Source organism: Rhodanobacteraceae bacterium (genome assembly GCA_024234055.1).
Lineage (GTDB): Bacteria > Pseudomonadota > Gammaproteobacteria > Xanthomonadales > SZUA-5 > JADKFD01.
Map to the genome: position 1 here is coordinate 61870 of JACKOW010000013.1, position 21299 is coordinate 83168.

Sequence of the window (21299 nt, forward strand, 5' to 3'; positions counted from 1 at the left end):
TTGCCGACGCGCAAAGCCTTGATCTGTCGCAACTTGGCCGTTGTGACAATTGTTCATCGGTCAATATGGAGCGAAAACCGAGCGCGATCGGTTTTCTGATACCGTGTTCTCAGTGTGAAAGCGAGGTCTGACTATGCTGCGGTTCAGGAACTGGGCACTGGGAGAACTGGAAGTGGCGGTCTGCAACGCGCTGTGGGATCAGGGCGAAAGCGATGTGCGTGGCATGTACGAGCTGGTTGGACGGCCGCGTGGCATCACGTCCAACACCATCCAGTCGGCCATGGAGCGCATGTATCGCAAGGGCGTGCTGCAACGCCGAAAGGTCAGCCATGCGTTTGTTTACGAACCGGCGATGAGTCGCGCCGAATTTGCCGCAGGTGTACTGGAGGGAGTCAGTGCAGCGCTCGGGCAAGCCGGCGCACAGCCGCTCATGGCCGCGTTCGTCGAGCGTGCAGAACAAGCGGATCCAGCCACGCTCGATCAGCTGGAAGCGCTGCTCCGGCAAGCGCGAGAACGGCGCGAGCCCTAGGACAGTCCCATGAACCTCGGCCTCTACGCGATCGACGTCTGGCTGCTGGTACTGACCCTCGCAGTGGGGGTCTGGTCGCTCCGCATGCCGGGTTTGCTGGAAGGCGCGCGACGCTACAGCCCCGAAGTACGCGCCCGTCGTCTGTACCTCTATGCACTGCTGCCCTGGGCGCTGGCCTGGCTGAGCGTGGTCCTGGCATTCGCTCCCACCTGGATGGTGGCGAGGGGCTGGATCGGCGACTGGTGTCTGTCCAGACACCAGGGTCTGGCATCCGCATGCCCCATGCATGGAGCCTCGGTGGAACCCAACCTGTTGGCGCCCTCGATGGCCTTGCTGGTCTTGCTGCTGGCCGCCGTGATGAGCGTGCGCGCCGCTTGCATGCTGCGTCTGGCGCTGCGTGCAGCACACCGATTTGGCTGCGTGCGCCGCAGAACCTTGCGGGTCGATGGCCTGGACGTGGACTTGGTGAGCTGTGCCGAACCGGTGGCGCTGTCGCTGTGTGTGCCGCGAGATCGCGTGGTGCTGTCGGAACAACTGGCCATGGCACTGGACGACGCCGAGCTGCGGGCATTGATCGAACACGAACGTGCCCATCTGGCGCGGCGGGACGGGCTGGGCATGCTGGTGATGACCATTGCCAGCGCCATCCTGTTGCCCCGGGCGCGGCAAGCCCTGCGCGCCGAATGGGCGCTGGCCGTCGAGCAGAGTTGCGATCGAGTCGCCGCCTATCGGGTCGGGGCACTGCCGCTTGCCAGCGCCTTGATCAAGTACGCCCGCCACGCCAGTGTCAATTCGGCCCAACCAGCACTGGCCAGCCGATTTGGCCAGAGTGATCTGGAGGCCAGGGTCAGGGTGCTGCTTGATCCGCCCGTGAATCTGGTCTCACCCAGCCAGCGCTGGCTGTGGTCGCCGCTGTGGGGCCTGCCCTTGGCCTTCGTGCTGCACGAAGTGGGCGAGTTCCTGCTGCTGCCTTTGGTGCGCTGATGGGCGTTCAACCTGAGTTTTCGCGGCAAGGTAAAACCGATCACCACTCGGTGTTTTCACCCAGCGCCTTGCGGGAACATCGCTCAAGCGCTGCCGTAACGGGTTTCGATCCTTATACCCATGGATCGGAGCAAGGCACTGGGCAACACGCCACCGGCGCAGACCACGACGGCGTCATTACCCAACTCGCGCAGCTGACCGTCCACACGCATGACGACCGAATCGGGGGCAATGGTGACGACTTCGCTACGCAGCAGCACCTGGAGTCGGCCTTGATCGCTGGCCAGCTGCAAACGCTGTCGATTGGCCTGCTTGAGCCGGTTCATCGCGTCGCCGCGGTAGCTCAGCGTCACCGAGGCCAGATCAGCGCAGGCGAGCGCGGCCTCGACGGCGCTGTCACCGCCGCCGACGACCAGCACCCGCTGACCTCGATACTGTTCCGGATCCAGCACCCGGTAGACCACCTTCGGCAACTCCTCGCCAGGCACGCCGAGCTTGCGTGGTGTTCCGCGTCGACCTATGGCCAACAGGACCGAGCGGGTCCGCAGCACACCCGCCGTGGTGTGCACGCTGAAACCGGCGCCGTCGCACTCCACGCCCTCCATGCGTACCCCGTAGCGTATCTGCAATCGAGCGCGACGAACGATATCGAGCCAGAAATCGAGCAGCTTTTCCTTGCTGACTTCGACGAAGCGCATCTGGCCCACGACCGGCAGATTCACCGGCGCGGTCATGGCGATCTTGCGCCGCGGGTAGTGCAGCACACTGCCCCCCAGCCCTTCTTCCTGCTCGATCAGCGCATAGCGCAGCCGGGCCTCGATGGCGCCGAGTCCGGCGGCAATTCCGGCAGGCCCTGCGCCGACGATGACCACATCCAGATCGAAGCTCGGGTCCCGGCGCCGGGCGATGCTGGCCATCGCCTGCCTGCCCTGCTCTGCCGCCTTGCGAATCAGGCCCATGCCTCCCAGTTCGCCGGCGATGTACAGGCCAGGCACATTGGATTCGAACTCGGGTGTGACCTCGGGAATATCCACACCCCGACGTTCACTGCCAAAGACCAGGCTAATGGCCTCCACCGGACAGGCCGCGGCGCAGGCCCCATGGCCAATGCAGGCTGCCGGGCTGACCAGCACGGCCTTGCCATCCACGATTCCGATCGCCTTTTCCGGGCAGGCGCGGACACAACCGCCGGAACCGATGCAGATGGCTGGATCCACGACCGGATGCAGCGACGGTGCCTCGGTGAGTCCGGCCTCTTCCGAGTCCGCCAGACTGCGCCGGCTGGCAATCTCGGCGCGACGCCGCAGCCACGAATAGGAAAGCACGGCGGCCAGCACGAGCCCCGCGTAAATCAAGGAGAGCATCAGATCGGCATCAGTCATGGCCCCGACTCTAGCCAAGCTCGCCCCCGAAGATTGTTGCGATTGCGCAATCGATCGATCGGACTGCATCGCTTTTGCAAAGGACAGATGCGATGAGTGCGCGCGCGCAAGCCGTCGGGCCGCACCTGCCGCCGAAACCGGCGACGCCAGCAGCTGCCACCCGAGCGCCCGCGGGGCTTTGGCGCCATGTTCTGCTCTGGACGGGCCTCTGCTTGCTGGTGCTGTATGGCGCCCAAACCGATGCCTATGACCTCGATTCGGAACTGGCGTACTGGTTGGGCGTAGCTGGTGGCAGCGCCATGCTGGCCCTGTTGCTGTATCCGCTGCGCAAACGATTGGACCGCTATCTCCCGCTGGGCCGTCTGCGCTACTGGTTTTCCGGCCACATGGTGCTCGGTATTGCAGGGCCAGTGCTGATCCTCCTGCACTGCAAGCTCTCGCTGGGATCATTGAATGCCAAGGTGGCCTTCTGGTCGATGGTAGTCGTTGCCAGCAGCGGGATCGTCGGCCGCTTCCTGTATGCACAGTTGCATCGCGGTCTGTATGGCCGCCAGCGCAGTGCCGGCGAATTGCGCTCGGAGGCCGCGGCTGCGCTGGAGGCCGCGGCGCCGATGCTGGATCAACACAGTCGGGCTCATGCGGCCTTGGCCGCATTTGCACGGCTTGCCGCCGACACCGGACGTCGCGGACTGGCAGCGCCCTGGCAGCAGCTGTCGCTACCCTGGCAGGCGCGGTCTACCTGGAAGATCTGCGTAGCCGACGTCCTGCGCAACCATGGCCGAGTGGATCCTGCCGATCTGCAGCGACTGACCACACTGCTGCAGCAATATCTGCAGGCAGCCTGTGCCGCGGCAAGATTCGGCGCGGTGGAGCGACTGTTCTCGCTGTGGCATGTGGCACATCTGCCACTGGTGCTGATCCTGGCGCTGACCGCCGGTTTTCATGTGCTGGCCGTGCACATGTACTGATGCCTGCCCATGCCCACTCCCTCACTGCCGGAAAAAACCGATCGTCAATCGGAAAGTGTGACCTGCGTCCGATTTTCCGCCGACTTCAGCAAGGCTTGCGGCTGATGTTGCTCGCCATCGGACTGGTGGGCGGAAGCGCCGAAGCGGGCCTGCTGGAGCGCGCGCTGATGCCCGGCAAGGTGATCCAGGGCCATCAGCCCTACGAGGCGGAGTGCGAACGCTGTCACTCTTCCTTCGACAAGGAACAGCAGCCGCAGCTGTGCCTGGACTGCCACAAGGAAATCGCCAGCGAGCTCAAGGTGAAGCGCGGTCTGCACGGGCGCCAGTCGAGTCAGCGCTGCGTCGACTGCCATAGCGAACATCTGGGCGTGGGCGCAAGCATCGTCAGGCTTGATCAGAGCAACTTCGACCATGCACTCACCGATTTTGCGCTCACCGGCAAACACAAGGTAGCGCAATGCAGCGGATGTCACGTCGCCGGCAAGAAACATCGCGAGGCGAACTCCAGTTGTGTGTCCTGCCATCGCCAGGACAACCGTCATCAGTCAGAACTTGGCGATGGCTGTGGCGATTGCCACAGCACGGGGGGCTGGAAAACCACCACCCACTTCGACCATGCACTCACCGGGTTCACGCTGCTTGGCGCGCATGCCAGGGTCGAGTGCGGGCTGTGTCATGTCGACAGTGCAGTCAGCAAACGACTGGCCCACGACTGCACAAGCTGTCACCAGCAGGACGATCCACATCGCGGCTCGATGGGAGAAGACTGCGCGCAGTGCCATGTCGAGAGCGACTGGAAGACGGCGCGATTTGATCACCAGCAAACCGGCTTTGCGCTCCTCGGGAAACACGCGGAGGCCAGCTGTGGCGATTGCCACAAGACCAGGGGCGACTACCGCGGCGCACCGAATACCTGCAAGGGCTGCCACGCCGCGGATGATCGCCATCGCGGCACCCTGGGTGATCGCTGCGACAGTTGCCATGACAGCCGCCGATGGCAACAAGCACCCGGCTTCGATCACTCACGCACGCGCTTTACCCTGGTTGGCGGGCATCTGCGCAGCGACTGCAAGGCCTGCCACGTGGATGCCACCCACTTCCGTGACACCCGCATGGAGTGCGTCGATTGCCACCGCCAGGATGACAGCCATCAGGGTCGCAACGGCCTTCAGTGCGGCGACTGTCACGATGCCCGCGACTGGAAGACCAGTCTGTTTGACCACGACAGGGCTACTGCATTCGCCTTGCGCGGCAGCCATCGCAAGGCCAGATGCGAGGCCTGCCACGTAGAAGCGGTGACGGCGGCCAAGCCCGGCAGCCAGTGTATCGACTGTCATGTGGACGACGACGTCCATCAGACCCGACTCGGCCGGCAGTGCGGCAACTGCCATCGGGAACAGGACTGGAAGACCTCCACCCACAACCACGATCTGGGCGGCTTTCCGCTGATCGGCGGCCATCGGCAGGTGGCCTGCGGCGACTGCCATCGCACCCAGCTGTTTGCCGATACCGACAGCGCCTGCAGCAGCTGTCACCGCAAGGACGATGCCCATGCCGGCCGCTACGGCGCGGACTGCGGACGCTGTCACGTCGCACGGGACTGGCAGATCTGGGATTTCGACCATGGCAGTACCGCATTTGCCCTCAGCGGCGCCCATGAGCGCGCGCGCTGTGCCAGCTGCCACCGCCCCGGCACTGGCCCGACGCTGTCGCGGCAATGCGCCAGCTGCCACGCGCAGGACGATGTTCACGACGGCGGCTTCGGTCGCCGCTGTGCCCGTTGCCACACCACGACTTCGTTCAGCGAGGTCACTCCCCGAGTTTCCGGACAGACACCATGAACGCCAAGCGTCCAACGAATGCCCCAAACGCCCTGCAGAGCCGTGGGCCAGCATCGTCGATCACTGGAGAGACCGGGGAAACCCTGCAGCCGATCGTCTCCAGGCATCTATGGCTCTGGGTGGTGCTGTTGATTGCGGTGACGCTGGCGGCCATTCCGGCGCACGCCGCCGAGGTCGACCCCGGATTCGATCATCTGGCCACCGGCTTTGCCCTGACCGGCCGGCACCGCGAGGCCAAATGCGAAAGCTGCCATCTGAACGGCGTGCTGAAAGGCACACCCAAGGTCTGTGCCACCTGTCACAGCCAGGGCAGTCGCTTTCAGACCAGCAAACTGCCGACTCAGCATGTGCCGGTCCGTGGTGCCAGCTGCGACAGCTGTCACCGCAGTGACGCCTGGTCGCCCGCCCGCTTCTCCCATGCGGAAGTGGCCAGAGGCAGCTGCGCCAGTTGTCATAACGGTGTAACCGCAGCCGGAAAGTCGGCAAGCCATCCGACCACCTCGCTGAGTTGCGACAGTTGCCATCGCAGCAATGCCTGGTCGCCAGCGCTCTTCGATCACAGTCAAGTCAGCGCCGGAACCTGCTCCACCTGCCACAACGGCAACGGCGCCGCTGGCAAACCCGCCAACCACATCAGCACCAGCCAGTCCTGCGATGTCTGCCATCGCAGCAATGGCTGGACGCCCGCCACCTTCAACCACAACGGCATCGCTGCGGGCAGCTGCGCGACCTGCCACAACGGCACCAACGCCAGCGGCAAGAGCGCCAATCACGTTCCGACCAGCCAGTCCTGCGATGTCTGCCATCGCAGCAGCGGCTGGACGCCCGCAACCTTCAGCCACAATGGCGTTGCCGCGGGTACCTGCGCGACCTGCCACAACGGCAACATCGCCAGCGGCAAGAGCGCCAATCACGTTCCGACCAGCCAGTCCTGCGATGTCTGCCATCGCAGCAGCGGCTGGACGCCCGCGACCTTCAGCCACAATGGCGTTGCCGCGGGTACCTGCGCGACCTGCCACAACGGCAGCACAGCCCTGGGCAAGCCGGCCAATCACATTCCCACCACCGCCTCCTGCGACGCCTGCCATCGCAATACGGCGTGGTTGCCGTCCATCTTCAACCACAGCTCGGTGACGGCCGGCAGCTGCGCCAGTTGCCACAACGGCAACAATGCCACCGGCAAACCCAGCACCCACATCGCCACGTCGCAGTCCTGTGACGTCTGTCATCGGACCAATGGCTGGACCCCGGCGACCTTTACTCACACCGGCGTCAATCCAGGCACCTGCGCCAGTTGCCACAACGGCAGCACAGCCGCCGGCAAGCCCGGCAACCACATCCCGACCACCCAGTCCTGCGATGCCTGCCACCGCACGACTGCCTGGCTGCCCTCGACCTTCAACCACAGCGGCGTGACGCCCGGCGCCTGTGCGAGCTGCCACAACGGCAGCTTTGCCGCCGGCAAGCCGGCCACACACATCCCCACCACACAGTCCTGCGATGCTTGTCACCAGACGTCGGCCTGGACGCCCGCCAACTTCAACCACAGCGGCGTCAGCCCGGGTGCCTGCGCCAGCTGCCACAACGGCAGCACGGCGACCGGAAAACCCGGCAACCACATCCCGACGACCCAATCCTGCGATGCCTGCCATCGCACCACCGCCTGGCTGCCCTCGACCTTCAATCACAGCAGCGTCAGCCCGGGCGCCTGCGTCAGCTGTCACAACGGTGCGTTCGCCACCGGCAAGCCGCCGACCCATGTGCCGACGACGCAGTCCTGCGATACCTGTCATTCCATCAATGCCTGGGTGCCGGCGAACTTCAATCACAACGGCGTCAGCCCGGGTGCCTGCGCCAGCTGTCACAACGGCAGCACGGCGACCGGAAAACCCGGCAATCACATTCCTACCACGCAGTCCTGCGATGCCTGCCATCGCACCACGGCCTGGTTGCCATCGACCTTCAACCACAGCGGTGTCACGCCTGGCGCCTGTGTCAGCTGCCACAACGGCGCCTTCGCTACGGGTAAACCGGCCACGCATATTCCGACCACGGCGGCCTGCGACAGCTGTCACTCGGTCAACGCCTGGATACCGGCCAGCTTCAACCACAGTGGTGTCACGCCGGGCGCCTGCGCCACCTGCCACAACGGCAGTACGGCCGCCGGGAAGCCGGCAACCCATATTCCCACCACGCAATCCTGCGATAGCTGCCACAACACCAATGCCTGGGTACCAGCGAGCTTCAATCACAGTGGCGTAGCCCCCGGGGGCTGTGCCACCTGCCACAACGGAAGCACCGCCACCGGCAAGCCGTCCAACCATCTACCGACCACCCAATCCTGCGATGTGTGCCACCGCACGACCGCCTGGCTGCCATCCACCTTCAGTCATTCCAGCGTGGCGCCCGGAACCTGCAACAGCTGTCACAACGGCAGTAGCGCGACCGGCAAACCCGGCAATCACTTCATCACCAGTCGCTCCTGCGACAGCTGTCACCGGACCAGTTCCTGGCTGCCGCTGCTGAGCTATTCGCACACCTCGATTGCCTATCGCGCACACCGCTCGGGCATGGAATGCAATGACTGCCACCGCAACAACAACGAAGTGATTGCCTTCCAGTTCCCGGCGTACCAGCCCAACTGCGCTGCCTGCCACGCCAACCATTTCCAGGCCGACGAGCACCGCAAGGTCAATTCGCCACGCATCTACTACACCGTTGGCGAGCTTCAGGACTGCACCGGCAGTTGTCACATCTACACCGATTCCAGCTTCACCACGATCCAGCAGCTCCGCAGCTCCCACCATCGTTCCACCGACGGCGGCTGGGACTGAGGCGCGCCTACTACAGGGGAAACACCGATGAGCTTTCGACATGCAATGCTCTGTCTGCTGCTGGGGTGGGGGCTGATCGCCGCACCCGGGATCCGCGCGCAGTCTCTCGATGACATCGAGGTTGCAGGCGCCGGTGGCGAGTCCCGGATCACGGTCCGCTTTGCCACCCAGGTTCGGTATCAGCGCCATGTGGTCGACAACTCGAGTCAGTCGGTCCAGATCTTTCTGCAGGTGACCGGCGCCAGTGAGGACGATGGTGTGTTCGAGGACACCCGCAACTCGCCCCCGGGGCATGATCTGCCGGGCTTCGAAGTGCGCTATCTGGCGCCGCAGGGCGGCGTTCCGGCGCGCCGCCTGGACGTCAACTTCGAGAGCCCGGTGGAACTCATCCGCGTGGGACAGGCGGAGGACAATCGTTCCATCGTGCTGATCCTGAAGTCGGAGACCGTGCCGCCGGAAACGGTGCCTCCGTCTGTCGCGGTGGCCAACGAACCTGCGGCCATACTCGCCCAGGCCAAGTCAGAGATGGCGGCGCAGCGCTATGACGCCGCCGTCGCTTCTCTGAATCGCATCCTCAACCTGCCGCCGAACGATGCTTCTCAGGAAGCCCAGGAACTGATCGGTCAGGTACGCGAGGCCCTGGGCGGCATTGATCGCGCGCGCGCCGAGTACCAGCTGTACCTCAAGCTCTATCCGGAGGGACCGGGCGCTGAACGCGTGCGCGCTCGCCTCGCCGGCCTGAACCTGCCCGAAGCCCAGGCAGTGGCCGGTGGACGAGCGCCGCGGCCGAGCCAGACGCTGACCTGGGGCAGCCTGTCGGCCTTCTACTACGGCGGCAATTCGCGCATTCGCACCGACAACATCATCATCACACCGGCCACCAATGCCACCACGATCGACACTCAGACGCTGTCGCAGACAGACCAATCGGCTCTGGTCACGAATCTGGACGCCAATGTGCGCTTGCGTGGCGGCGACTGGGACAACCGCTTCGTGCTGAGAAACATCGGTACCTTGAGCTTTCTCGATCAGCAGGCCAATGAGAATCGACTGACCGCCTTGTACGGTGATTTTCGATACCAGCCGCAGCGCATCGGCGCGCGCTTGGGTCGCCAGAGTTCCACCAGCGGCAGCGTATTGGGGCGGTTTGATGGCGCCAGCGCCAGTTGGGGCGTGACCGAGAAATGGCGAATCGGCGCGATTGCCGGCGTACCGGCCCAGGATGGTCTGGGCAATCGCCCGAGCTTTGCGGCCTTGACGGTGGATGGCGACACCCCGATCGAAGGATTGGGTCTGGGCTTCTTCGCCGTGCGTCAGGCCGTGGACGGCATCACCGATCGTCTCGCCGTCGGCACCGAGCTTCGCTACTTCAAGGATCTGACCAGCGTGTTCGGGCTGGTCGATTACGATATCCAGTTCGATCAACTCAATGTGGCTTCGGTGCAGGGCTCCTACCAGTTCGGCAGCGGCGGCGTCTTCAATTTTCTCTACGACTATCGGCGCACTCCGACGCTGCAGGTATCAAACGCGCTGCTGGCGGATCCCACACGCACCCTGGCAGATCTGCTCGACAGTCAGAGCAGCACTGAGCTGCAGTTGCAGGCGCTGGGCCTGACGCCCGTCTCCAAGGTCGCGCTGGCGGGGATCACCTACCCCGTCAGCGATCGCTGGCAACTGGGTGCCGAATTTCGCCTGTCCTCACTCACGGGCACGGAGGGTGCCGGCGACATTCCGCCGCAGCCAGGCACTGGCAATGTCTACACGACTACGCTGCAGGCCATCGGCACCGGAATCTTTGGCGACAGCGGCGTGATTACCATGACCGCCAGTCAGCTCAGTGCAGACGCCTACGACGGCAGGCTGTTTGCGCTGAATTCGCGTTTTCGTTTCGGCTCACGCTGGACGCTCGAACCAGCCATCCGCTGGTACCAGCAGGACAACGCCAGCGGTTCGAGCCTGACCCGCCTGGCGCCGACATTGCGCGCACTGTTCCAATGGCGTGAGCACTTTTCGCTCGAAGGCGAGATCGCCTACGAACGCTCCCGCAGCGACGCCGCCCTGGTCAGCGAACGCAACAACATCCTGTTCTATTACCTCGGGTGTCGCTGGGATTTCTGAGTTGCGCCGTGCCCAGCGACGGCTCCAAGGGTCGCCAACCTGCACGAAACCTCTCCGCAACAGACCATAGTCAACGCCCGGTCGCAGTGTCGAACTGAAACATCGATGCGACCGGGCGTATCGGGTCGGCCTCAGCCGGCCAGTCTGAGCTAGACTTTGCGTTGATCAACGCGGCCTGCGCAGCTTGCGCAGCGCCCAGCGTATCCATCCGATTCCCGAGATTGCCGGCAGCGCCTAAACGCACATCGGGTCACCGGGGAACTGGCACGACGCAAGCGACAAGAGGGTTTGCTGATGGATCCAAGAAAATTTGTCCTGGCCGCGATCCTTCTCGCTGCTGCCACTGTTCCTGGCCATGCCGGGGCGGCTGAGACGAAGGCCACACGAGCACCAGGTGCCCACATCGGCATCAGCAAGCAACTGATCTTCGGCGGCCTTTCGGGCGGCAATCCGATCGTGAAGGCACGTTTTCGGGTGGGCAACTACGGCGATCAGGTCATTTCCAACATCAGCATCACCGAAGACCTGAATGTGGTTTACGGTACCGGCAACTACACCCACCTCGTTGATCCGAATCAATTGGCCGGCGAGGGCAGCCTGAACTACAACGCCGCGTTTGACGGCAACACCAATACCGCGCTGCTCTCGGCCGGAAGCTCGCTGGCGCCTGACGAGTACGTCATCTTCGAAATCTGGACTCGGGTCAACAACCTGACGGACCAGGGATTAGGTCTGGGCATCTATCAAAACCAGGTCACGGTGACCGGCACGGATCCGGCGATGAACTCGGTCAGCGACATTTCGACCGACGGACCGGACCCGGACCCCGATGGCAACGACGACCCGAGCGACAATTTGGTGATCTCGGTGATCAATCTGGCCAACCGATCGGCCATCGGTGTGGCGAAGACCGCCGCCGTGGCTGGAAATCTGGCCACCTTCGATCTGTATCTGGAGGCCTTTGGAACGAGTACGCTCAATTCGCTGTCGCTGCCCGATGATCTCGACTCCGTCTTTGGTGCCGGCAACTACAGCATCGTTGCGCCCCCCACTCTGATCACCGATCCCGGCACACTGGTACTGAACAGCGCCTTTGACGGCTCCAGCGAAACAGACATCCTCTCGCCTGCCAGCACGCTCGCCGTCGGCGCCACGGCGCAGATCCGCTTCCAGATTGCGGTTCTGAATGTGGTCAATCGCGGTTTTGGCTTGGGCAACTACCGAAACCAGGCCACCGGAATCGCCACGCTTCCCAATGGCGTCGTCGTGTCCGACGCTTCGGTCTTGGGCACTGATCCGGATCCGGATGGCAACGGGAACCCCAACGACAATGTCAGCGTCACGCCGGTCAACATGCCGCCCACCGCGATCACTGGCGTCGCCAAGACCGCAGTGATATCGGGAAGTCAGGTCACCATCAACTTGTACCTGGAGAACCTCGGCAGCGCCACGGGCAACATCGATCTGGTCGACGATCTGGACGCCGTGTTCGGCGCTGGCAACTACGCGCTCATCACTCCGCCCAGCTTCATTGATGATCCGGGCACCCTGACGCTGAACGCCGGGTATGACGGCAGCAGTCAAACCAATCTGCTGAGCGCGGGTAGTACCCTGGCCAGCGGTGACACGGCCCAGATCCAGTTCGTCGTCGACGTCACCACCATCAGCAATGCCCAGGGTTTTGGCTTTGGCGTTTACCGGAATCAGGCCAGCGTCACGAGTGTCGATCCGGGTGGTCTGTCGTTCACGGATCTATCGGACGAAGGCACCAATCCGGATCCCAACAACAATGGCGACCCTTCCGGCAACAACGAAAATGATCCCACGACGATCGCGGTGACCGGATCGGGCGTCGGCATCGCACTGCAATCCTTTGTGGCGGGCACTCAGATCACGTACGACTACACCATCGAGAATCTTGGCAGCACCACCATTGGCAGCCTGGGGGCAAACCACTCGCTGCTCTCTGTTTTCGGTTTCGGCAATTTCTCCGTCAGCAGTGCTCCCGCCCTGCTGGAGGGCCCGGCGACCATTGTGCTGAACAGCAACTTCGACGGCCTGTTCAGTCCAACGCTGATCAATTCTTCATCGCTGGCGGGCCATGAACGCGCACGAATTCGCGTCGTTTTCAACGTCACCAATGTCACCAACCAGGGCAACGGTTTCGGTATCTATCCAACCGGATGGTCCATCTCCGGCGCGGATATCTTTGGAACACCGGTCAGCGATGTCTCCGACAATGGCATCGTTGTCGATAGTAACGGAAATGGCAACGCGGGCGATCCGGGAGAGGACGACCTCACCGTCTCGATCATTGGTGAGGAATCGATCCTCGGCGCCGCCTTGCAGGCCAGTATCGCCGGCAATGTGGTCACCTACGATGTGTACCTGGAGAACCTGGGCAACATCACCCTGAGCAATGTCAGCGTGCTGGACAATCTGGACCAGGTCTTCGGTGCCGGCAACTACAGCATTGCCGCGGCACCGGCATTCACTGTCGATCCCGGCACCTTGAGCCTGAACGCCGGATTCAACGGCAGCGGCAGTCTTGATCTGCTGGCAGGCGGCACACTCAGTGTTGGCGCCACTGCCCAGATTTCCTTCAGCGTCACCATCATCAATCCGTCCAATGTGGGCCTGGGTCTGGGCGTGTACTCCAATCAAGTCACCGCCTTTGGCAACGGCCCCAGCGGCACCCTGGCGGCGGACTTCTCGGACGACGGAATCGACCCTGACCCCAACGGCAACGGCAATCCGTCCGACGCCGGGGAGAGTGACCCCAGCATCATCAGTTTCGCCTCCTCCGCCATCGGCGTGGCCAAACTGGCCACCGTGAATGGCGCGCTGATCACTTTCGACTATTTCGTGGAGAACCTGGGCAGCGCTCCGCTCACCGAAATCTCCCTGGTGGAGGATCTCGACAGTGTCTTCGGCGCTGGCAACTACCAGATCGCTACCCCGCTGAGCCTGGTGAGCCCCCCGCGGGAGCTTGTCGCCAATCCTTCCTTCAACGGCTCAGGCCTTAGCCAGATGCTGGCCCCGGGTGGTCGGATAGGACCGGGTGTGGCCGAGCAGTTCCGCCTGGTCGTCCAGGTATTGACACCTGCTGACCTGGGCCTGGGCCTGGGCGTCTATTCCAATCAGGTTGCCATCAGCAGTGTCGAGGGCCCCTCCGACCTGTCGGACTCGGGCAGTGATCCGGATCCCAATGGCAACAACTTTGCTGGTGACGCTGGTGAGGACGATCCCACGATCTTTGCGATCGAGGCCGCCGATGTTGCGATCAGCATCTCCGATGGCGTGACGACCGCGGTGCCCGGCACCGGGATCAGCTATACAACGGTGGCCAGCAACCTCAACGGGGCGACCGCGACCGGCGTGGTGGTCAGCAGCATATTCGCCCCGGCGCTTGCGGCCTGCACCACCACATCGGTGGCTGCCGGCGGCGCCATTGGCAATGACCCGGGCCCGGTCGCGGGCAATCTCAACGATGCCGGCATCAGCTTGCCGGCCGGCGCCAGCGTGACCTACACCACCAACTGCAGCATTCCTGCCGGGGCGACCGGCACCTTGCAGAGTTCCGCCGGCATCGCCACCACCGCGCTGGATCCAGACCCGGCGAACAACAGTGCCAGCGACAGCACTTCGCTGACGCCGCAGTCGGACCTGTCGATCACCAAGACGGATGGCCAGACCTCGGCGGTACCGGGCACGCCGATCGTGTACACCATCACCGTGCAGGCCAGCGGTCCTTCCGACATTCCGGGCGTGCAGGTCATCGACAACTTCCCAGCCGCGCTGAGCAGCGTCAGCTACACGGCGACTGCAACCGGCGGGGCCAGTGGTTTCAGCGCCACCGGCACTGGCAGCATTGCGGATACCGTGAGCATGCCCGCCGGAAGTTCGATTACCTATGTCGCCAGCGCCACGGTGAGGGCCACGGCAACCGGATCGCTCAGCAATTCGGCCAGCGTGTCCACGCCGGCAGGGGTCACTGATCCGGTCCCCGGCAACAACATCGCCACCGACACCGACACCCTGACACCGCAGACCGATCTTGCCATCACCAAGACCGATGGCAGCAGCAACGCCATTCCGGGCAACAGCGTGATCTACACGATTGTTGCCAGCAACGGCGGCCCCAGCGTTGCCACGGCGGCAAGCGTGGCGGACACCTTCCCTGCGGCCCTGGGTACCTGCTCCTGGACCTGCCTGGCGGGAAGCGGCGGCAGCTGCACGTCCGCGGGGAGCGGCAACATTGCTGATTCTGTCAATCTGCCAGTAGGCATTTCGGCCACCTACATTGCCACTTGCACCGTGGATCCGGCGGCCACGGGTACGCTCGTGAATACCGCCACGGTCACGGCCGGTGCTGGAGCCACGGACCCGGTTCCCGGGAACAACAGCGCTACCGATAGCGATACTCTGGTGCCCTCCGCCAATCTGTCGGTGACACTGTCCGACTCGCCCGATCCGGTTGTGGTGGGTAACACCCTCACCTATGTCGCGACGGTCACCAATCTCGGAACCTCCAGTGCCCAGGATGTGAGTCTGTCCCTGCCTCTGCCGGCAAACACCAACTTCGTGTCGGTGACCTCCAGCGCTGGCGCCAGCTGCACAACCCCCGCCGTAGGCAGCAACGGAACGGTCTCCTGTAGCTGGGCGGGCGCCACAGACCCCGGCGCCGGCACCAGTCGCAGCATCACGGTCGTCGCCGATGTTTCCCTGGCCATCCCGGATCAGACCATTCTGACTGCGACCGCCACCGCCGGATCTACCACTGTCGATCCCGATGGCAGCAACAATTCGGCGAGCACCACTACCACGGTCGTGTCGACAGCTGATTTGTCCATCACGCTGACCGCATCCCCCGATCCGGTCAGCGCAGGCAACCAGCTCAGCTACCTGGCCACGGTGAACAATGGCGGGCCGGCGGACGCTCAGGACATTACTGTCACCCTGCCCTTGCCCGCCGGCACGACGCTGGCATCGACCAATCCGGGAACGGGCGGCAGTTGCAGCGTTGCCAGCGCTGTGACCTGCACCTGGACTGGCTTGACTCCGTCGGCTGGCGTGCGCGCGGTCACCATCGTGGTCGACATTGACCCGGCAGTTTCCGGCCCGCTGACGGCAACGGCCATCGCTTCGACCCTGACCGTGGACCCACAGGCCGGAAACGACACGGCAACCGCCACGGTTCAGGTGGTTGCCAGCACCGATCTCACGATTACACTGACGGATACCCCGGATCCGGTCACTGCTGGCACCCAGATCAGTTACGCCGCTGTGGTCAGAAATGACGGCCCCTCTGTCGCCACCGGCGTGAGCCTGACAATGGCAGTGCCCGCGGGAACCAGCTTCTCCTCCGGCTCCGTCTCGGGTGGTGGATCCTGCGCAGGCTCACCGATCCAGTGCTCATTTGCAGGAAGCATGGCTCCCGGCTCATCGCGCAACGTGAATCTGCTGCTGAACGTGGCGCCCTCGGTAATCGCTGGAACCGCGATCAACGCCTCGGCAACCGTGGCAAGCAGCTCGCAGGATCCGGTCACAGCCAACAACACGGCGACCACCAGCACCAACGTGATCGCCAGCGCCGATCTGTTGCTCACACTCAGTGCCTCAACCGCGGAAGTCACGCTGAATGTGCCGGTGACCTTCACGGCAAGCAGCCTCAACCAGGGGCCCTCCGATGCCCAGGATGTGTCGATCACACTGACATTGTCGCCTGACTTCCGCTATTCCAGCCTTGTGGCTGCCTCGGCGACCTGCAGCACTCCCCAAGTGGGCAATTCCGGGGCCATCAGCTGCAGCTGGTCCGGCGCGACCGCACCAGGGAGCAGCCGGACTCTTCAGGTGGTCGCGTACAGCAATGTGCCCGGAACCTCGGCAGTGAGCGCCAGCACTACGTCCGGCACACCCGATCCGGTGGACGACAACAATCTGTCCAGCGTGTCGGTACAGGTCGGATTCCTCGTCGAGGAGATTCCCGCGCTCGGTGGACTCGGCCTGCTGATACTCGGCGTACTCGCAGGCCTGAGTGGCCTGCTGGCGACCAGTCGACGCCGCTGAGTTGCTGATGCCGCTGAATACCTGACCGGGCGACCTTGCGGGGTCGCCCGGCGTGGAATCCGGGAACTACGGGACACCTACGGCACACCATTCGGCGAGTAGCCCGAGCGGCAGCCCATGGCGCCCGCCATGCCGCGCCCACCAAACGCGTCACAACCCGTTGATTTACAACACCCAAAATGTTGGGTCAAGGGGCAGGAGTCCAACCTCGACGCATGATCTGACCGTGCCGCGACGTGGGTCCCCTGCCCCCTGTTCGAAGTGCGAACAAGCTCATCGCCAGGGGCGAGTGGGACTCTCAACCAACGCATCACAAGCGATTGACTTCAACTGGACCGCGTGGCGGCCTACTACGTGACTGACTCAGCTGTCACGTAGACCCTTCGGGTCAACGTGACCTACCCCCACGGTTGGATATGCGAACATGCGCACCGCCAGCTGACCAACGGCTGATACCGGAGCATCGACATGCGCGTTCTTGCTTCGGCGCCCTGCGCAGGCCGCGATTGAGTGCTCGGACCGCCCTGATCCAATCGCGGGTTGAACCCCAATTCCCAGCGGCGCCACGCCGACAAGCCTGAGCAGGCCTGTCGGCGATCTCGAGTCTTATTCGAAGCCGTCGGCGAAAGAATCCCAAACTCTGGGATCGCTGTCGGTAACGCTGTTGTTGGCCAGATTGGGGTCGCCGTAGGGCGACTGGACGGTGGCCGTCACAGTGGCATCGATGGCGTCCAGCAGCGTATCCGCTACCGTTGCGCTGACCTGATAGCTCAGACTCGAACCCTTCGGCATCGGAATCGTCGTCGAAACAGCGCCGCTTCCGCTGGCTGGGCAGGTGGCCCCGCCAGTGCCCGCGCACGTCCAGGTGACGTTGATGAGTGCCGGCGACAAGCTCTGGACGATGGCCACTGCCGGCAGATCGACCACGCTGCTGGTGTTGCTCACCACCACCGAGTAAATGGTGCTGTCGCCCGGAGTCAATGCCGATACCCCATTACTGTTGCTGACTGAAACGTCAGCCAACAGATCGTCGTTGACGATGGTGCCGGTTCCACGCGATGGGGCGGCCGTGATGCCGACGACGGACGCCGTGCCGAGATCGACGAAGAAGGTCTCGTCTGCCTCTGGTGTGGTATCGCCACTGACCGCGACCAGCACGTTGCGCACCTGACCGCTGGCGCCGGTGAAATTCAGGGTACCGGCCACCGAGGTGTAATCCGATCCCGCCGTGGCGGTTCCATCCATGCTCTGATACGGCAGGGTGAATCCGTCCTGCACATTGCCGGTCAACGTGATGGCGAATGAATAGCTGGATGATCCGCTGTCGCCCTCTGCCTCGACGACGTTGTCGATTGCAACCGTGGCAGTGTCATCGTTCACGATGGTGCCGTCGGCTGACCCGTCGGCGATACTGACCAGCGCATTGCTCGGCGCCCCCAGCACCACGGCGAAGGTTTCATTGGCTTCCACGATGGCGTCGCCCTGCACGGCAACCGTGGCCGTTTGAGTCTGTCCCGCGGCTCCGGTGAAGCCGAGGCTGGTTCCGGCGGGGATCGCCGTGTAGTCCGACCCGGCCATTGCGCTGCCATCTGAACTCGACACCGGCACCGTGAACGCGCTGCCGACAGAGCCAGTCAGCGTGACGGTGAACTGGAAACTTGAAGAGCCACCGGTGCCCTCCACCTGACTCACATCCGAAATGGCCAGAGTGGCGGTATCGTTGTCAGCAATACTCGCCGTGACGTCGGGAATGGCTACGCCGTCATATCCACCGCCGGTCGCCGAATGGGTGATGGTACCGGCGTGCGGTCCTTCGGTGATCGGGTCATCCACCGCCGAAACGACCACTTGCTGCGGAATGTTCCAGTCGCCGGCCGTGAAGGTGAGTGTCGTCGGCAGCGTGCTCAACTGGCTGTCGGGCGTCATGGTGATGGTCACGGGCGAACTCGGAATGGTCGTCAGGACCAGGGAATAACTGTCCGTAGCCCCGCCCTCGGTCACCAGCGTGCTACCACCGCTCTGGGTCAGGACCACGCTGGGCTGACCGCTGGCCAGCAAGGCATTCACGATTCGGTCTGCAGGCAGCTTTCCGGTGCTGAAGCTGGCAGATCCCGTTGTCAGTGAGAAGGACAGTACCGACAGGCCGCCCTGCGCAGGATCGCGAGCCACCACACGCAGTTGCTGCCCATCGATGGTGGCTGTGTCCAGAGAAACCCTGCAACAAGCTGCCAGCGGTGCACCGATCGATGACAGACCGCCGCCTGCCTGAATCTGCACCAGTTGAAGCGCAGCTACGCGTGGGCTGCCGCTGTAACTCTGCAGCAAGCCGTAAACCGATCCCGACGCTGCGGCGAGGGCAGCCAGGCTGGAACCGGCCGGCAAGCTCGTGCTGATGACCAGATTGCTGCCGCTGGTGGAGAGCGAGAACAGGGTACGGGTACCTGCTGTCTCGGTGCGCAGACGTCCAACGACCAGCAGATTGCCACCGGAGAGAGCGACCAGCCCGGGTTCCAGCACGCAGCAATCCGCCAGCCCGCTGTGGATCTCGGTCGCAGCACCCGAGGACTTGTTGATGCTGACCAGTCGCACGTCCCCCATCGGGTTCGCCAGCAGCGCAATCAAGCGCGACGTGGACACTTCATGTTCCAGGCCGAACACGCGATCGCTGGTACCCAGGTTACCCACCACTGCCCCGGCGCCAGTCACCGTGGAAAAGCGGAGCAGCTGGAGTTCATGGGTGGCCGACGACGGATCCGGTCCAACGGCGTACACCGACTGTCCGGCCAGGTCGAGGGCGCTGCTGCCCAGACCCAGGCGGCAACAGCCGGGCAGTCCCGGACCCACCGTGCCTAGACTGCCATTGCCGGCATCGACGGTGACCAGCTCAAGGCTGCTGCTGTCGCGCACATACGACAGGCCATAGATCTGCGCCATGACCTGCGGAGAGAATCCGGCGGCAAGCCCAACCAGGCCTGCGATCAAGCTCCAACGATGCCAGAACATGGTCGGCACTCCTCAGCGCGGGGCCTGAGTGCGGATTTCCACCTGCTCCAGGGCGGCCTCCAGTCGGGCCAGACGCGCTTCCAGCTCGACAATCCGGCGATCGCGCTCGGCGACTTCGGATTGCAGCGCCTTGGTAGCGGCCAGGGCCACACCCGCCACGTCGGCCGGTGCCAGCGAGCGTTCGCTACGCCCAAAACCGAAGGCAGCATAGAAATCTTCTGCCACCGGCCCGATATGGCGATCGTTGTCGTCGGCGGTGAGGTAATGCCAGGTCCAGATCGGCAAGGAGGACAGTCGGGCAAGCACCTCATCCCCAGCCATGGCCGCGAAACCACCCTTGCTGGTGCGGCTGGACAGTTGGGTCACGCTACCCGAGACGAAGAGGTTGCCATCCTTGTCCAGCTCCAGACGGTGATCTTCCGTGTTGGGGTCGCCATCGTCGGACCGCGCGATCAGCAACCACGGGTCCGACACGGGATCCGCGGCACGGAAGACATTCAGCGCAGCCCCCGGACTGGCCGTCCCCAAGCCGACGTTGCCACTGGCGGAAATTTCCATCGAACTCGTAGGCGCCCCCGGGCGGATACGGAAGGGCAGCCGCGACGCGTTGGTGACATCGCGCACGAAGTACGCCGTCTCATTACCCGCCACATCCCAGACCTGGGCTGAGAAACCTGAGCTGGTACCCTGCTCAAGGCGAAGCGTGGGGGTATTTCCGGTGACAAGATGCAGATCCACAACGGGCGTAGCGGTGCGGAAACCTGTGCGCCCCGCAGAATCCACGAAGAACGAATTGTTGGGCGCACCCGCTGTCACTTTGAACGGAGTAGTGCCGCCGGTGACGTCGTCGATGGCGAGGTATGAGGCGCCGCCATTGGTCTGGTCGTTGGCGGTGATCCGCCAGTCGCGGCTGGGAAAGCTACCGGTACTGGAGGTGTCGTCAAAATGAATGCGCAGGTTGTTTTCCTTCAGGCGCAGGGTGTCGGCGCCGAAGTTCTCGTTGTTGACGCAGTCAAAGCCAGCACAGATGCTGCCCTGGACAACCAGATCGTCCGCGATCACCTGATCCTTGTTCCCCGCCTCGCGGGTCGGACCTGAGGCAGACTTGCCACCGACTGAAGGCGAATCCACATCCGATTCGCTGCCCAGCATGGGCTGAAACTGTCCGCCCTGAATGAAAAACACACCGGAACGCAGGGGAATTTCAGCCGGCCAGTTCGCTGGAACGGAGAAGTCGCCGTCCTGCCGTGCAGACTGCAACTGGTCGCGGCTGCCAGCATCCACAACCGGCGCGAAGCCAAGCTCCCACTGGTAGGTACCGTCTGCGAGCTGCGTACCATCCGGCAGTTGCGCCCGGATCTCCACTCGCTGCCCGGCAGCGAATTGTTGCTGTATCACCTTCCCGCTTGGGGATACCACCCGCAAGGTTGCAGCTGCGGTCCCCGACGGGCGCTCGAACTGGAAACTGGGGCTGGCCTGGGCCTGGGCATATCCGCTGATCAGAAGGGCGGCAACGAGCAGATTCAGACGCATGACTTTCCCCGAGGTTCGAAGGTACGGTTGTAGCTGGC

The 21299-nt window shown here is 63.7% G+C and carries 10 protein-coding genes; 7 read left to right on the plus strand and 3 right to left on the minus strand.

The genetic code is table 11. The features are described 5' to 3' along the window. Window positions 1-133 precede the first annotated feature (133 nt). Together H7A19_17190 and H7A19_17195 are read left to right on the plus strand one after the other, a co-directional pair. A complete protein-coding gene (locus H7A19_17190; GenBank protein MCP5476568.1) occupies window positions 134-529 on the plus strand; it encodes a BlaI/MecI/CopY family transcriptional regulator in 396 nt (131 codons plus the stop codon). A gap of 9 nt (window positions 530-538) precedes the next feature. Beyond that, on the plus strand, window positions 539-1513 hold the full coding sequence (locus H7A19_17195; protein MCP5476569.1) for a M56 family metallopeptidase: 975 nt from the start codon (window positions 539-541) through the stop codon (window positions 1511-1513). Window positions 1514-1596: 83 nt separating this feature from the next. Here H7A19_17195 and H7A19_17200 read toward each other — a convergent pair whose 3' ends face one another. After that, entirely contained in the window at window positions 1597-2895 is a 1299-nt protein-coding gene (locus H7A19_17200; GenBank protein ID MCP5476570.1) for an NAD(P)-binding domain-containing protein, read from the minus strand. 92 nt (window positions 2896-2987) lie between these two features. Here H7A19_17200 and H7A19_17205 point away from each other — a divergent pair, with 92 nt between their 5' ends. From H7A19_17205 to H7A19_17225, 5 genes are all read left to right on the plus strand, one after another. Then, a complete protein-coding gene (locus tag H7A19_17205) occupies window positions 2988-3863 on the plus strand; it encodes a hypothetical protein (GenBank protein ID MCP5476571.1) in 876 nt (291 codons plus the stop codon). A 104-nt stretch (window positions 3864-3967) separates the two neighbouring features. Further along, window positions 3968-5704, plus strand: coding sequence for a cytochrome C (locus H7A19_17210; protein ID MCP5476572.1), 1737 nt, complete (start codon window positions 3968-3970; stop codon window positions 5702-5704). An 83-nt stretch (window positions 5705-5787) separates the two neighbouring features. Further along, window positions 5788-8538, plus strand: coding sequence for a cytochrome C (locus tag H7A19_17215; protein MCP5476573.1), 2751 nt, complete (start codon window positions 5788-5790; stop codon window positions 8536-8538). Between the two features lie 27 nt (window positions 8539-8565). Continuing rightward, entirely contained in the window at window positions 8566-10656 is a 2091-nt protein-coding gene (locus tag H7A19_17220; GenBank protein MCP5476574.1) for a hypothetical protein, read from the plus strand. A gap of 294 nt (window positions 10657-10950) precedes the next feature. Beyond that, window positions 10951-16725, plus strand: coding sequence for a DUF11 domain-containing protein (locus H7A19_17225; GenBank protein ID MCP5476575.1), 5775 nt, complete (start codon window positions 10951-10953; stop codon window positions 16723-16725). A 606-nt stretch (window positions 16726-17331) separates the two neighbouring features. On the opposite strand, the gene H7A19_17230 is transcribed toward H7A19_17225, so the two are convergent. Together H7A19_17230 and H7A19_17235 are read right to left on the minus strand one after the other, a co-directional pair. Next, window positions 17332-19728 carry a hypothetical protein gene (locus H7A19_17230; protein MCP5476576.1) on the minus strand — a complete coding sequence of 799 codons (2397 nt, stop codon included), beginning with the start codon at window positions 19726-19728 and terminating at the stop codon, window positions 17332-17334. A 12-nt stretch (window positions 19729-19740) separates the two neighbouring features. Continuing rightward, a complete protein-coding gene (locus H7A19_17235; protein MCP5476577.1) occupies window positions 19741-21261 on the minus strand; it encodes a tail fiber domain-containing protein in 1521 nt (506 codons plus the stop codon). Window positions 21262-21299: the final 38 nt, after the last annotated feature.

What these genes read in the sequence shown, in the direction of transcription:
- H7A19_17190 (MCP5476568.1), top strand. Translation starts at nt 134, where the DNA reads ATGCTGCGGTTCAGGAACTGGGCACTGGGAGAACTGGAAGTGGCGGTC.
- H7A19_17195 (MCP5476569.1), top strand. Translation starts at nt 539, where the DNA reads ATGAACCTCGGCCTCTACGCGATCGACGTCTGGCTGCTGGTACTGACC.
- H7A19_17200 (MCP5476570.1), bottom strand. Translation starts at nt 2,895, where the DNA reads ATGACTGATGCCGATCTGATGCTCTCCTTGATTTACGCGGGGCTCGTG.
- H7A19_17205 (MCP5476571.1), top strand. Translation starts at nt 2,988, where the DNA reads ATGAGTGCGCGCGCGCAAGCCGTCGGGCCGCACCTGCCGCCGAAACCG.
- H7A19_17210 (MCP5476572.1), top strand. Translation starts at nt 3,968, where the DNA reads ATGTTGCTCGCCATCGGACTGGTGGGCGGAAGCGCCGAAGCGGGCCTG.
- H7A19_17220 (MCP5476574.1), top strand. Translation starts at nt 8,566, where the DNA reads ATGAGCTTTCGACATGCAATGCTCTGTCTGCTGCTGGGGTGGGGGCTG.
- H7A19_17225 (MCP5476575.1), top strand. Translation starts at nt 10,951, where the DNA reads ATGGATCCAAGAAAATTTGTCCTGGCCGCGATCCTTCTCGCTGCTGCC.
- H7A19_17230 (MCP5476576.1), bottom strand. Translation starts at nt 19,728, where the DNA reads ATGTTCTGGCATCGTTGGAGCTTGATCGCAGGCCTGGTTGGGCTTGCC.
- H7A19_17235 (MCP5476577.1), bottom strand. Translation starts at nt 21,261, where the DNA reads ATGCGTCTGAATCTGCTCGTTGCCGCCCTTCTGATCAGCGGATATGCC.